Source organism: Sphingopyxis sp. GW821-FHT12C06, from assembly GCF_058807415.1.
In genome coordinates, this window is record NZ_JBXAQR010000007.1 from 235,391 (window position 1) to 247,382 (window position 11,992).

Genomic DNA, 11,992 nt, shown 5'->3' on the forward strand with positions numbered 1-11,992 from the left:
CCTATTCCTCCAGCGCCTCGAAATAGCGCGCGAGCGCTTCGAAGGCAGCATCGGCAAGACCGATGAAGATGCGGCGTCCATCGAGCGGGTCGGCTTCGCGCACGAACAATCCGGTATCGGTCATCGTCTTGATCCAGCGCAGCGCGGTCGTCGCGGGAACCGCGGCGGCGATGCACAGGCTCGACACCGACACCGGCTGGCGCTCCAGTCGCGCAGCATAAAGGTCGAGCAGCATGTCCCACGCCGGGTCGGCGAACAGATCGGCGGGGAAATATTGCTCGCGCATCCGCCGCTGGCGCAAAATCCGTCGCACCATCTTGGCACGCTGCCGGTCAATGGTGCGTTCTTCGGGGACGAAGCTGCGCGGCGCCGCAGTATAGTCGCGCGACGGCGCGCGGACCTGCGCCGGATAATTGGCATAATCCTCGGCGCGGAGCGCAAAGCCGGACGGCGGCGTTCCGGTCAGCCCGCCGCGCTGCCCCGCAAGGTCGCCGAGCAGGCGCGCGATTCGCGCGACCTCTTCCTGCAAACGATCGATTCGCTCCATCGCGGGATCGCCCACGTCTTCGCGGACCATCTGTCGATGAGCATGCCGCGCCGCAGCCAGCGCAAGGAGCCGGTCGGCGGCGTCGGCATCGACGAGCCATTCGACGCGCATATCATCGGGAATCGCCGCCGCCACGCGGTCGAGCGCGGCGAGCGATGTTTCGCAGATCAGGTGGCAGTCTTTTTCCATTGTCGCCGCGCAAAGATCGGCGAACATTTCGGGCCCGATCGTTTCCGCCGCCGCCAGCCAGACGATGTCGACCAGCGCCATGTCGCGTATATGCCTCGCGGCGCGCGGCATCGGGACCGCCGCGACCAGGCACACGCCATCGACCGGATCGCAATCGGGCGCATCGGCTTGCGGCCCGACGAACAGCAGGCGCTCGGCGGCATTCGGCGCGTCCAGCGCGGCCCCGAAGCCGACGAACGGCACCGTCCGCGTTCCCGTTCGCATGAATGCCGAATACTCCATTATGCCACCCTCCCGCTTGTCCTCGATCCGTCCCGGCGCCCTTATGCCGCCAATCCGGCACTATTCACCTTTTGTTCGTTCGCATTTGCCGCCAATCCGGACCCAAGGCTCTACGAAACATGAGTCGGCGTCGATCGGCCGGACAGGATTTGATCCATTTTGGACATGATTTGTTCTCATCGTCAATCCCTTATTGTTGCTTGCCAAATTCACGCGCCGCGGTCAGGCCAAGCCCATGATGCCGAGCCCTTCCCCGCTCACCCGCCTGCGCTGGCGGCGGCGCTTCCGGTCGCTGCTCGCGATGCTGTTGCTGGCAGGGCTGGCATTCGTCGCCTGGGCCTGGTTGCCGGCCCCGGTTGCGACCGTGCCCTTGGTGCATGTCATCGACGGCGACAGCCTGAGCGTCCGGCACGAAGAGGGCGGCGAAACGACGATCCGCCTCACCGGGCTGGACGCGGTCGAATATCGCCAGGATTGCGCGCGCGCCGACGGAGCGCGCTGGGCGTGCGGACGCGAGGCGCGGACGGCGCTGGAAAAGCTCGCCGGGCGCGGCCCGCTCCATTGCGAGCTCGCCGCCAGGGATGCTTATCATCGCACCCTCGCCGAATGCCGCACATTGCCCTTCCCCGACGGCATCGACCTCGGCGCCGAAATGACACGCCAGGGTTGGGCCGTCGCGACGAGCGACGCCTATATGATCGAGGAGGCCGAGGCGCAGGCAAAGCGGCGCGGCATCTGGCAGGGCAGCTTCATCTCTCCCGCCGAATGGCGCGCCACCCATGAGCGCCCGGCGACCGCAATCCAGCCACCGCCCGACGCCTAGCGTCGAGGGGCCCGCAATCAGGTCGCTATGCCTCGACGCCGTTTGCGGCTAGGGCGGGCCATATGAACAGCCTGTTTCCCGTCATGATCGGCGGCGCTATCGGCGCCGGCGCCCGGCATCTTGTCGGGCAATGGGTACTCGCGCGCGTCGGTCCCGGCTTTCCCTGGGGGACGCTGTCGATCAATATCGCCGGCAGCCTCGCGATGGGCCTGCTGATCGGCTGGCTGGCGCGCGGCGACGCAGGCGAGACGACACGGCTGTTCGTCGGGGTTGGAATCCTCGGCGGCTTCACCACTTTTTCGGCTTTCAGCCTCGATTTCTGGGCTTTGTTCGAACGCGGTCATGCGGGACAGGCATTCGCCTATGTGCTCGCCTCGGTCGTCGGTGCGATCATCGCCTGCGGGCTGGGCCTCCTTATCACGCGACAGGTATCGGTATGAGCAAGAACATCCCCAATCAGGACGAGGCGATCATCGCCGAGGAAGACGACGGCATCCGCCTCGACCGCTGGTTCAAACGGCATCGCGTCGGAACCCCGCACGCACTGCTCGCGCGCTGGGCGCGTTCGGGCGAGCTGAGGCTCGACGGCAAGAAGGCCGATGTGTCGGACCGCATCGCGACGGGGCAGAAGCTCGTCATGCCGACCCCGCCCGTCGAAACCGTTGCGCGCCCCGCGCGCAAGGGGCGCGCGCTGACCGACGCCGATGTCGAGTTGGCGACCGGCATGATGATCCACCGCGACGCCGCGGCGATGGTGCTCAACAAGCCGCCGGGGCTGGCAACACAAGGCGGAACCAAGACAGACGCGCATGTCGACGGACTGCTCGACGCACTGAAATTCGACGGCCCGACGCGGCCCAAGCTCGTTCACCGGCTCGACAAGGATACGTCGGGCGCGCTGCTGATCGCGCGCACCCCGCGCGCCGCAGCCTTTTTCGCCAAGGCCTTTTCGAACCGCAGCGCGCGCAAAACCTATTGGGCGCTGGTCGTCGGCGTCCCCGAAATCCAGCAGGGCGAGATTGACCTGCCGCTGGCCAAACAGCCCGGTTCGGGCGGCGAAAAGATGCACGTCCATGACGACGGCCTGCCGTCGAAGACGCGCTATCGCGTCATCGAACGCGCCGGGAACAGCGCCGCATGGGTCGAACTGCAACCGCTGACCGGGCGCACCCACCAGTTGCGCGTCCATATGGCAGCAATCGGCCATCCAATCGTCGGCGACGGCAAATATGGTGGCAAGGGCGCGTTCCTGACCGGCGCGATCAGCCGCAAATTGCATCTGCACAGCCGCCGGTTGCGCATCGACCATCCCGATGGCGGCGCAATCGACGTGAGCGCGGAGCTGCCCGAACATTTCAAGATGAGCCTCGATTCGATCGGCTTCGACATGCTGCTCGGCGATGTCGGGATCGAGCCGACCAACAAGGCCGCACCGCCCAAGTCGGCGCTGAAGGCGCAGGCCAAGGCGCACAGCAAGCAGATTCGCAAGGCGCGGCGCGGCGAGCGGCGCGGGCGTACCGCCGACAGCAAGCCAACCGACTTTGTCGGCAAGCCGGCGAAGGACAAGGCGAAGGCGAAACCGGGCAAGCCCGTAAAGCCCGGCAAGCCGACGAAACCCGCGAAACCGGCAGGCAAGAAGCCGAGCGCCAAGAAGCATCCGGCGCGGCCCGCCAAACCGGCCTGATGCATCCCAATTCGGCCTTCCGTCCGGGGCAAGACGACCTCGCGGCGCTGTTCGTGCGCGAGATCGGTTTTGCAGCGATCTTCGCGGCCACCCCCGACGGCCCGCGCGTCGCGCACGCCCCGGTGGTGCTGAGCGATGACTCCGCGACGCTGCAATTCCACCTCGCGCGCGGCAATGCGCTGACGCGGCACCTTGATGGTGCGAGCGCGCTCGTCGTGGTGCAGGGCCCCGATGCCTATGTCAGCCCCGGCTGGTACAGCGCCGCCGACCAGGTGCCGACGTGGAATTATGTCGCGGTCGAGATGGAAGGCGTGGCGCAGAAACTGGGCGACGAGGCGCTGATCGCGCAGCTCGACACGCTGTCGGCCAGCCATGAGGCGCGCATCGGTGCGACCCCGCCATGGACACGCGACAAGATGAACCCCGCGCTGTTCAGCAGGATGACCGGCGCGATCACCGGTTTCGAAATCCGCATCACCGCGTGGCGCCCGACGCTCAAGCTGTCGCAGAACAAGCCGGCGGGCGAGCGCGAACGCGTCGCGACGGGGCTGGAGGCGACCGGCCATGGCGCACTCGCGCAGTTGATGCGCCACCTTGGCGGCGATAGGGAGAGCGCATGACATCCGCTGAAGACAGTCTCGCCAGGAAGCGCTTTTTCGCGATCACCATGATCCGCATCATGGGCGCGCTGTTCGTGATGATCGGTTTCGTGCTGATCCGCGGCGGGTGGGAGCTCGCGGGGCAGCCGACCGACCGCTGGATCGGGGTCGTCTTCGTACTCGTGGGCGCGTTCGATTTCGCCGTGATGCCCAAGCTGCTCGCGCGGCGCTGGCGCTCGCCGCGCGACCTGTGATCGACCGATGAAACGTTTCTGGAAAGAGGCCGTCGCCGTGCCCGAAAACGGCGGCTGGGGCGTCGCGCTCGACGGGCGGCCGGTGCGCACCCCGAAACGCGCGCCGCTGGTCGTCCCGAGCGAAGCGCTCGGCCGCGCGATCGCCGCCGAATGGGAAGCGCAGGGCGAGGATCTCTCCCCCGCGAGCATGCCGCTCACCGGGCTCGCCAACGCCGCGATCGACCTCGCCGCGCCCGACCCCGCCGCCTTTGGCGAACCCGTCGCCGCCTATGCCGCGACCGACCTTTTCTGTTACCGCGACGACCGCGATGCGGCGTTGCAGGCCGAGCAGGTCGCAGCGTGGAACCCGCACCTCGCCTGGGCCGAGACACGCTATGGCGTCGAATTCACGATCACCCAGGGTATTTTGCCGGTCGATCAACCGCCCGCGACGGTCGCGGCGCTGCGCGACGCGGTGTTCGCGCAGGATGCGTGGCGGATGGCCGCGCTGACCCCGCTGGTCACCATCGGCGGCTCTCTCGTCGCAGGGCTCGCGCATGTCGACGAAGCGGTCGATGCCGAGGCGCTGTGGCAGGCGGTCAGCCTCGACGAACTGTATCAGGAACGCCGCTGGGGCGCCGATGCGCAAGCGCAAGCACAACGCGCCGCCCACAAGCGCGACTGGGACAATGCGGTGCGGTTTCTGGAGCTGCTCTGTTCCTGACATGAGGCTGTCGAATAGAAGCTGCCAGCCCGGCGATATATTTCGGACATTGTGGAAGAGCATCATCTACGCGCCCGCGTGAAAATGCCTCTCAAAATGCCGTCAACTTTTGTTGACACGACAAATGACGTCAACTAAAGTTGACGCATCATGAACCTGCACGACATTCAAGTTCCGACCGACCCTGATGAAGCGCTCGCCGCAGTCGTCGCCCTGCGCCGACTGGCGGACGGCATCGAGCGCGAAGCTGTCCGCTCAGCCCTGCGCCAGGGTTGGCCGTGGTCGAGGATCGCCCAAGCCCTCGGGATCAGCAAACAGGCAGCTCACAAGCGACTTTCAGACGTGGCGACAGACAAAAATTCTGCATAAGGAAATTGTGATGTTCCAGAAAATAAAACGTAAAATCAATAATATGAGTACGCTAAAGCTTCTCTGCGAGCGGGCGGAAACCTATGCCTTGCAGGATCAGCAGCGGGAACCCGGGGCCGAACATTTCCTGCTGGCCGCACTCGATCTGCCGGACGGCACCGCGCGTCTCGCTTTCGAGCAGGCCGGTGTTGAGCCCGACGCCCTGAAAGCCGCGATCGAACGGCAATATGCCGATGCCCTTCGCTCGATCGGTCTGAAAGCGGACATGCCGGCTGATACGCCGATGTCCGCCAATTCCGGCGTTTATCAGGCGGCTTCTTCGGGTCAGGAAATCCTGCAACAGCTGGCGACGACCCGGAAGGATCATCGCCCGCTGCTCGGTGCTCATGTCGTCGGAATTGTGGCTGGCATGTCGAACGGTGTGGCGGCGCGGGCGCTCCGCGCTCTGGGTGTCGATTCCGCCATGCTGAAAGCAACGGCCGATGCGATAGCCGAAACCGGCCGCGCTCGCTGAGCACGGATACTCTCCGTCGATCGAAGCTATGAGGTCGCCGTCCGACAATCGCGGATCGACGCCCTCACCCTGCGGATCAATCCGCGAAATTCGGCTTCCGTTTCTGCATCCCGGCCATCACCGCCTCCATCTGGTTCGGGGTACGGATCACCTTCACCTGCTCGTCGCTTTCGGCCTGCAGTATCTCGGCATCGCTTGCATCGGCGAGCATGTTGCACAGTCGCTTGGCACCGCGGATCGCGTGGGGGTTCTTGTCGGCGATCACCGCCGCCAGCTCCATCGCCCGCGCGAGCGGGTCGTCGGACACATGGGTAGCAAAGCCCAGCAGCTTCGCCTCCGACCCGTTGAATTCGCGGTTGGTATAGATCAGCTCGCGCAGCACATCGTCGGCGACCTGCGTGCGCCACAGCGCCATGCCGGCGACGTCGGGGACGAGGCCCCAGCGCATTTCCATGATCGCAATGCGCGTGTCGGGGTGGACGATGCGAATATCCGCGGCGGCCATGATCTGGCTGCCCGCGCCAAAGGCGACACCGTGGACCGCCGCGATTACCGGCACGGGAAGCTCGCGCCAGCCCCACGCCGCATATTGCGCGTTGTTCGAGATGCCCTTTGTCCGGTCGGACAGGCTGCCGCCGGCACTGCTGCCGCCGGGGGTGCGGTCATCGCTCAGGCTCGACAGGTCCAGCCCGGCGCAAAAGGCGCGGCCTTCGCCCGACAGGACGATGACGCGCAGACCCGCCGTGGCTTTCAGCGTGTCGATCGCCTCGATCAGCGCCGCCCACATCCGGGTATCGAGCGCGTTCATCTTGTCGGCGCGGATCAGCCGCACGTCGGCGATGCCACCATCGAGCATGGTGATCGAAATACGGTCCTTCATGGGAGAGTCCTTCTAGCTTTCGCGTGTCAGCGCCGCTTCGACGAGCGGCAGTTGATCGTTTCCGAAATACATGTCGGTGCCATCGACGAAGACCGTCGGCGAACCATAGCCGCCGCGCGCGACGACCTCTTCGGTGTTGGCACGCAGCCGCGCCTTGACCGCGTCGCTGCCCGCCGCCGCGCGGATCGCGGCGCCGTCCAGTCCCTCGGCAATCGCAACGGCTTCGAGCACATCAGGATCGTCGAGATTTTCCTGCCGGTCGAAATAGCTCGCGAAGGCCGCGCCTGCAAAGCGAACCAGCGCCGCCTGATCATCCTCAAGCGCTGCAGCAAAGCGCATCGCCTGGACGCTCTTCGCCGGATGCCACTCTGACGGAAAATGCATCGGCACGCCCGCCAGCCGCGCCCAATCCTTGAGCACTTTCCAGCTGTGCGCCATGCGCCGGTTATCGGCCTGTTCGCGCGCGGCATAAACCGCCGGGTTCACCGCATTGAACACGCCGCCTACCAGAATCGGGCGATAGCGCGCCGTTACGCCCGTCCGTTCCAGTATCGCCGGCAGATTGTGGAAGGCGAGGCAGGTCCAGGGTGACGACAAATCAAAGAAGAATTCGATACGTTCGTCCGTCACCCCAGACCCTTTCGCTGTTTCGGCTCAGCCGACCTTGAGTTCGATATCCTTGACGCCCGGGCAGACGACACGAACCGAATTATAGGCGGGTTGGGCACTCGGAATGTCGAGGCTCAGCGTCGTTGCCGTAATCGCAGCACCACCCGCCGCCGGCGCATTTGCACGCAGCAGGACGACCTGATTCGGCGGGTTCATCTTGTCGAGCGGACCCGCCTGAAGCGCGACGGCATAGCCAAGCTGCGGAGCATTGGCGGTTCCGCTGATCTTCAGCGTGTTCGTCGCCTTGTCGATCGCCGCCGCCAGCTTGACGTCGCCCAGCCTGTCGCAGGCATTGGGTTTTGCAGGATCGATCGGGATCGCCGCCATAGGCGCAGCGGCCGGCGTGGCCGGCGCGGCCATCGAATCGACGGCCGCCTTGTCGTCGGCTGGCGGTGCGTCCTTCTTGCCGCAGCCCGCCAACCCCACGGCGAGCATGATCGCCGCCGTCATCATTGCCTTGTTCATGAGCATCTCTCCAACGTCAGGGCGACGGGCTGTCGATCCGCCGCCGACTCGCGCGGTCAATTCGCCGGCTTCCAATATTGGTCGCGCAGCAAGCGCTTGTATAGCTTGCCCGTGTCGTGGCGCGGCAGGGCTTCGAGGAAGTCGATCCGCCGCGGTATTTTCACCCCCGACAGCTTCTCCCGCGCATAGGCGATCAGTTCGTCACGCAGCGCATCGGTCGCATCCGCCATGTCGGCGGGCTGGACGACTGCGATCACTTCCTCGCCCATTTCCTCATGCGGGCCGCCGATCACCGCGACGTCGGCGACCTTCGGATGGGTGACGAGATGATTTTCAATCTCCTGCGGATAGATATTCACCCCGCCCGAAATGATCATGAAGCTCTTGCGGTCGGTGAGGTACAGAAAGCCTTCCTCATCGACCCAGCCCACATCGCCCAAAGTCGACCAGCCCTTGGCATTGCGGCTCGACGCGGTTTTTTCGGGGTCGCCGTGATATTCGAAAAGCTGTTCGCTCTCGAAGAAGACGGCGCCTTCCTGCCGCGCCGGCAGCTCGGTTTCATTATCGTCACCGACGATGTGCAGCACGCCGCTGATCGCGCGGCCGACGGTGCCCTTGTGCGCCAGCCAGTCGGGACTGGTGGCGAAGGTCATGCCATTGCCTTCGGACCCGGCATAATATTCGAGCAGCACCGGCCCCCACCAGTCGATCATCGCCTGCTTCACCGGCACCGGGCACGGCGCGGCTGCGTGGATCGCGCCCTTCATCGTCGACACATCATATTTGGCGCGGACGTCGTCGGACAGTTTGAGCATACGGACGAAATGGGTCGGCACAAACTGGGCCGCGTTGCAGCCGAAACGCCCGATCGCGGCGAGCGCGGCTTCGGGATCGAATTTCTTCATCAGGACGACCGTCCCGCCAAGCCGGTGGACGGTCATCGACCAGCGCAACGGTGCGGCGTGATAGAGCGGCGCGGGCGACAGATAGACGCTGTCGGCGTTGATCCCGAACGCCGCCGAGGCCAGCATCACCATCGTGTTCGGCGCGTCGATCGCCGGCTCTTCGGGCAGCGGCACGCGCACCCCTTTGGGCCGGCCGGTGGTGCCCGACGAATAGAGCATATCGACCCCGGCGCGTTCGTCGGCGACCGGCGTCGCGGGCATTTCGGCCAGTGCGTCCTCGATCTTCGGCCAGCCAGGGATATCACCGCCCATCGAGAAGCGTTCGATCTGTGTCGTCAACTGCAGCGCGGCCGGCGCCAGAGTCGCCGAGACGACGAGGATTTTCGCCCCAGAGTTTTCCAGAATATAGTCGGTTTCGTCCTGCGTCAGCCGCGACGAGATGCACACATAACGCAGCCCGGCGCGCTGCGCGCCCCACGTCAGCGCATAATAATGCGGTGTGTTTTCGAGCATGAAGGCGACGACATCCTCATGCCCCAACCCATGCTTGCGAAACAGCTGTGCGGCGCGATTCGATGCGGCCTCCAGCTCGCCATAGCTGATCGCTTCGCCCGTTTCGGCAACGATGATCGCGGGCTTTTCAGGGGTGCTACGGGCGTAAACGGAAGGGTGCATCGGGCCATCTTCTCCGGGGAAATTGTTTTCGTTGTGCCCTCGATGAGTAGCGAGTTGAAACTGTTGGTCAAGCCGGGCGCGAGCGCAGCGCATAGCCCCGCCCCTTCACCGTCGTCAGCATCGGCCAGGCGAAATTGCGGTCAATCTTCGCGCGCAGCCGCGACATATGCACCTCCACCCGATTGGTGCCGGGGTCGAAATCGATACGCCACACCGCCTTGAGCAACGCCGAGCGCGACAGCGGCTGATCGGGAACGCGCGCCAGATTCGCCAGCAGGTCAAACTCGCGCAGCGGCAAACGAATCAACCGCCCGGCCCGCTCGACCCGACGGTCGATCAGATCGATGTGCAATTCATCGAAACCCAACTGTCCCGCCGCGATCCGGCTGCGCCGCACGAGTCCCGCCGTTCGCACCAGCACCTCGGGGAGATTGCAGGTCCAGCCGATCGCATCGTCGGCACCGCCACGCAGCGCCGCCATCCGGTCGGCAAAGGCATCGCGATCGGACAGGATGAGCAGAGGGCGCCGTCCCGCGATACTCCGCGCCAGATTGATGAGCTCGACCGGATCAGGGCGCGCATGAAAGGGATTAAGCATGAGCAGATCGAAGCAGCAATCATGCCACGGCTGAAGCCCGGCCCCGGGCGGTGGCAAAAGCTGGACCCGATAGCCGTCGGCTATCGCAGCCGCAGCGAGCAACGCCGCGCGTGCTGGCTCGGGATGATAAACGGCAATCAGGGGCGCTGGCCGCTCTGCCGCGCCATGCCCTTGCGCTGGCCCCATATCCCTACTCCGGCGGTCGACCCCGACCACACGTCCTCTCGCCCGACCGGCATTGCACCGCGCCGCGCCTGTGCTACCTCTTGCGCCATGACCAGTATCGAGATGCTCGAAAGCGACTTCGCCACCCTGTCCGACCTCGTCCGCGCCCACGCTCGCGAACGCCCCGCCGACATAGCCGCCGCCGACGCTGAACGGCGGCTGAGCTGGTCCGAACTGGACGCATTTATCGACAGGATTACGACCAGATTACAGCAGGATGACTTTCAGAAAGGCGATCGCACCGCTGTCGCCGGGCTGAACAGTGTCGAGCAGATGGCTGTCATTCTCGGTACGTTGCGCGCTGGCGGCGTCGCGGGCCTGATCACCAACAGCGCGACGGGTGAGCAAATGGCGGCGATGATCGCCGACACCGGCGCACGCCACCTGTTCCTCGACGCAAGCGCCGCGACGAGCCTTGCAGCACAGAATGTCACCGCACCCGACCGCATCGCGATCGACGGCAGCAACGCGGGCACTCCCCTCGCCGAATGGATCGCCCCGGAAGGCAGCACCCCCACCCCCGTCGCCATCGACCCGCTCGACGGGTTCAACATCATCTATTCGTCGGGCACCACCGGCACGCCCAAGGGCATCGTTCACAGCCATGCGATGCGCTGGCAGCATATCATCCGCGGCGCGCCCGCCTATGGTGCCAAAGCCGTGACGATCCTTTCGACCCCGCTCTATTCGAACACGACGATGGCCAGCTTCCTGCCGACGCTCGGGTCGGGCGGGCAGGTCGTGCTGATGAAGAAATTCGACGCCCGCGGCTTCCTCGAACTGGCTCAGCGCGAACGCGCGACCAACACGATGCTGGTGCCGGTGCAATATCGCCGCATCATGGCGCTGGAGGATTTCGGCGACTTCGACCTCAACAGCTTCGTCGTGAAATATTGTACTTCGGCGCCCTTCCCCGCGGCGCTCAAGGCCGACGTGCTCGCGCGCTGGCCGGGCGGGCTCGTCGAAATCTATGGCCTGACCGAGGGCGGCGCGACCTTCATCCTCGAGGCGCATCAATTTCCCGACCGGCTCCACACTGTCGGCAAACCCGCCCCCGGCCATATCGCCAAGGTGATCGACGAAGCGGGCAACGAACTGCCGCAGGGCGAGGTCGGCGAGATCGTCGGCCGCTCGCCCGCGATGATGACGGGCTATAACAACCGCCCCGACGCGACCAGGGCGATGCACTGGCACGACAGCGACGGAAACCTCTTCTACCGCCACGGCGATATCGGCCGCATCGATGCAGATGGCTTCCTGACGCTGATGGACCGCGCCAAGGACATGATCATCTCGGGCGGCTTCAACATCTACCCGAGCGACCTTGAGGGCATTTTGCTCGCCGACGACCGCGTCATCGAGGCCGCCGTCGTCGGAATGCCGAGCGAGGAATGGGGAGAAACCCCCGTCGCCTTCGCCGTGCTGAAGGATGGCGCCGATGCCGAGGCGGTGCGCGCCGATTGCAATGCCAAGGTCGGCAAGACGCAGCGGTTGAGCGGTATCACCCAGGTCGACGAACTGCCGCGCAGCCCGATCGGCAAGGTGCTGAAGCGCGAGTTGCGCGATCAATATGCCGCATAAACTCTAAACTCTCGTCATTGCGCCCCCGGC

The 11,992-nt window shown here is 65.3% G+C and carries 16 protein-coding genes; 9 read left to right on the top strand and 7 right to left on the bottom strand.

What is annotated here, in order from left to right; genetic code table 11:
* Position 1 precedes the first annotated feature (1 nt).
* Positions 2–1,000, bottom strand: a complete 999-nt coding sequence (locus tag AC1RRJ_RS20360; protein WP_493126112.1) for a MarR family transcriptional regulator — start codon at positions 998–1,000, stop codon at positions 2–4.
* A 253-nt stretch (positions 1,001–1,253) separates the two neighbouring features.
* On the opposite strand from AC1RRJ_RS20360, the gene AC1RRJ_RS20365 reads away from it, so the two are divergent.
* The 8 genes from AC1RRJ_RS20365 (at position 1,254) to AC1RRJ_RS20400 (ending at position 5,964) form a co-directional block, all read left to right on the top strand.
* Entirely contained in the window at positions 1,254–1,841 is a 588-nt protein-coding gene (locus AC1RRJ_RS20365; protein WP_493126114.1) for a thermonuclease family protein, read from the top strand.
* 62 nt (positions 1,842–1,903) lie between these two features.
* Positions 1,904–2,281 (top strand): fluoride efflux transporter CrcB, encoded by a 378-nt coding sequence (gene crcB / locus AC1RRJ_RS20370; RefSeq protein ID WP_493126116.1) that lies wholly within the window; start codon positions 1,904–1,906, stop codon positions 2,279–2,281.
* Positions 2,278–3,525, top strand: coding sequence for an RluA family pseudouridine synthase (locus AC1RRJ_RS20375; protein WP_493126118.1), 1,248 nt, complete (start codon positions 2,278–2,280; stop codon positions 3,523–3,525). The genes crcB and AC1RRJ_RS20375 overlap by 4 nt, the downstream gene beginning before the upstream one ends.
* Complete coding sequence (locus AC1RRJ_RS20380; RefSeq protein WP_493126120.1) at positions 3,525–4,145, top strand: FMN-binding negative transcriptional regulator; 621 nt, start codon at positions 3,525–3,527, stop codon at positions 4,143–4,145. The genes AC1RRJ_RS20375 and AC1RRJ_RS20380 overlap by 1 nt, the downstream gene beginning before the upstream one ends.
* Positions 4,142–4,378 carry a hypothetical protein gene (locus AC1RRJ_RS20385; protein WP_493126122.1) on the top strand — a complete coding sequence of 79 codons (237 nt, stop codon included), beginning with the start codon at positions 4,142–4,144 and terminating at the stop codon, positions 4,376–4,378. The genes AC1RRJ_RS20380 and AC1RRJ_RS20385 overlap by 4 nt, the downstream gene beginning before the upstream one ends.
* 7 nt (positions 4,379–4,385) lie before the next feature.
* Positions 4,386–5,081, top strand: coding sequence for an ATP12 family chaperone protein (locus AC1RRJ_RS20390; RefSeq protein WP_493126124.1), 696 nt, complete (start codon positions 4,386–4,388; stop codon positions 5,079–5,081).
* A 150-nt stretch (positions 5,082–5,231) separates the two neighbouring features.
* Positions 5,232–5,450 carry a hypothetical protein gene (locus AC1RRJ_RS20395; protein ID WP_493126126.1) on the top strand — a complete coding sequence of 73 codons (219 nt, stop codon included), beginning with the start codon at positions 5,232–5,234 and terminating at the stop codon, positions 5,448–5,450.
* 10 nt (positions 5,451–5,460) lie between these two features.
* On the top strand, positions 5,461–5,964 hold the full coding sequence (locus AC1RRJ_RS20400; protein WP_493126275.1) for a Clp protease N-terminal domain-containing protein: 504 nt from the start codon (positions 5,461–5,463) through the stop codon (positions 5,962–5,964).
* Between the two features lie 76 nt (positions 5,965–6,040).
* On the opposite strand, the gene AC1RRJ_RS20405 is transcribed toward AC1RRJ_RS20400, so the two are convergent.
* The 6 genes from AC1RRJ_RS20405 to AC1RRJ_RS20430 all read right to left on the bottom strand — a co-directional run bounded on the left by AC1RRJ_RS20405 (position 6,041) and on the right by AC1RRJ_RS20430 (position 10,431).
* Positions 6,041–6,844, bottom strand: a complete 804-nt coding sequence (locus AC1RRJ_RS20405; protein ID WP_493126128.1) for a crotonase/enoyl-CoA hydratase family protein — start codon at positions 6,842–6,844, stop codon at positions 6,041–6,043.
* Positions 6,845–6,856: 12 nt separating this feature from the next.
* A complete protein-coding gene (locus tag AC1RRJ_RS20410) occupies positions 6,857–7,474 on the bottom strand; it encodes a 2-hydroxychromene-2-carboxylate isomerase (RefSeq protein WP_493126130.1) in 618 nt (205 codons plus the stop codon).
* A 24-nt stretch (positions 7,475–7,498) separates the two neighbouring features.
* Positions 7,499–7,978 carry a hypothetical protein gene (locus AC1RRJ_RS20415; RefSeq protein WP_493126132.1) on the bottom strand — a complete coding sequence of 160 codons (480 nt, stop codon included), beginning with the start codon at positions 7,976–7,978 and terminating at the stop codon, positions 7,499–7,501.
* Positions 7,979–8,034: 56 nt separating this feature from the next.
* Complete coding sequence (locus AC1RRJ_RS20420; protein ID WP_493126134.1) at positions 8,035–9,558, bottom strand: acyl-CoA synthetase; 1,524 nt, start codon at positions 9,556–9,558, stop codon at positions 8,035–8,037.
* 67 nt (positions 9,559–9,625) lie between these two features.
* Positions 9,626–10,156, bottom strand: a complete 531-nt coding sequence (locus AC1RRJ_RS20425; protein ID WP_493126136.1) for a response regulator transcription factor — start codon at positions 10,154–10,156, stop codon at positions 9,626–9,628.
* A 137-nt stretch (positions 10,157–10,293) separates the two neighbouring features.
* Positions 10,294–10,431, bottom strand: a complete 138-nt coding sequence (locus tag AC1RRJ_RS20430) for a hypothetical protein (RefSeq protein ID WP_493126138.1) — start codon at positions 10,429–10,431, stop codon at positions 10,294–10,296.
* Here AC1RRJ_RS20430 and AC1RRJ_RS20435 point away from each other — a divergent pair.
* The gene (locus AC1RRJ_RS20435; RefSeq protein ID WP_493126140.1) at positions 10,430–11,962 is read left to right on the top strand and encodes a class I adenylate-forming enzyme family protein; all 1,533 of its coding nucleotides are present in this window, start codon (positions 10,430–10,432) and stop codon (positions 11,960–11,962) included. The two genes, AC1RRJ_RS20430 and AC1RRJ_RS20435, sit on opposite strands and share 2 nt — an antisense overlap.
* Positions 11,963–11,992 lie beyond the last annotated feature (30 nt).

Bases quoted from the DNA above. Each gene is read 5' to 3' on its own strand.
- AC1RRJ_RS20360 (WP_493126112.1), bottom strand. From the start codon at position 1,000: ATGCGAACGGGAACGCGGACGGTGCCGTTCGTCGGCTTCGGGGCCGCG.
- AC1RRJ_RS20365 (WP_493126114.1), top strand. From the start codon at position 1,254: ATGATGCCGAGCCCTTCCCCGCTCACCCGCCTGCGCTGGCGGCGGCGC.
- crcB (WP_493126116.1), top strand. From the start codon at position 1,904: ATGAACAGCCTGTTTCCCGTCATGATCGGCGGCGCTATCGGCGCCGGC.
- AC1RRJ_RS20375 (WP_493126118.1), top strand. From the start codon at position 2,278: ATGAGCAAGAACATCCCCAATCAGGACGAGGCGATCATCGCCGAGGAA.
- AC1RRJ_RS20380 (WP_493126120.1), top strand. From the start codon at position 3,525: ATGCATCCCAATTCGGCCTTCCGTCCGGGGCAAGACGACCTCGCGGCG.
- AC1RRJ_RS20385 (WP_493126122.1), top strand. From the start codon at position 4,142: ATGACATCCGCTGAAGACAGTCTCGCCAGGAAGCGCTTTTTCGCGATC.
- AC1RRJ_RS20390 (WP_493126124.1), top strand. From the start codon at position 4,386: ATGAAACGTTTCTGGAAAGAGGCCGTCGCCGTGCCCGAAAACGGCGGC.
- AC1RRJ_RS20395 (WP_493126126.1), top strand. From the start codon at position 5,232: ATGAACCTGCACGACATTCAAGTTCCGACCGACCCTGATGAAGCGCTC.
- AC1RRJ_RS20400 (WP_493126275.1), top strand. From the start codon at position 5,461: ATGTTCCAGAAAATAAAACGTAAAATCAATAATATGAGTACGCTAAAG.
- AC1RRJ_RS20405 (WP_493126128.1), bottom strand. From the start codon at position 6,844: ATGAAGGACCGTATTTCGATCACCATGCTCGATGGTGGCATCGCCGAC.
- AC1RRJ_RS20415 (WP_493126132.1), bottom strand. From the start codon at position 7,978: ATGAACAAGGCAATGATGACGGCGGCGATCATGCTCGCCGTGGGGTTG.
- AC1RRJ_RS20420 (WP_493126134.1), bottom strand. From the start codon at position 9,558: ATGCACCCTTCCGTTTACGCCCGTAGCACCCCTGAAAAGCCCGCGATC.
- AC1RRJ_RS20425 (WP_493126136.1), bottom strand. From the start codon at position 10,156: ATGCTTAATCCCTTTCATGCGCGCCCTGATCCGGTCGAGCTCATCAAT.
- AC1RRJ_RS20435 (WP_493126140.1), top strand. From the start codon at position 10,430: ATGACCAGTATCGAGATGCTCGAAAGCGACTTCGCCACCCTGTCCGAC.
- AC1RRJ_RS20430 (WP_493126138.1), bottom strand. From the start codon at position 10,431: ATGGCGCAAGAGGTAGCACAGGCGCGGCGCGGTGCAATGCCGGTCGGG.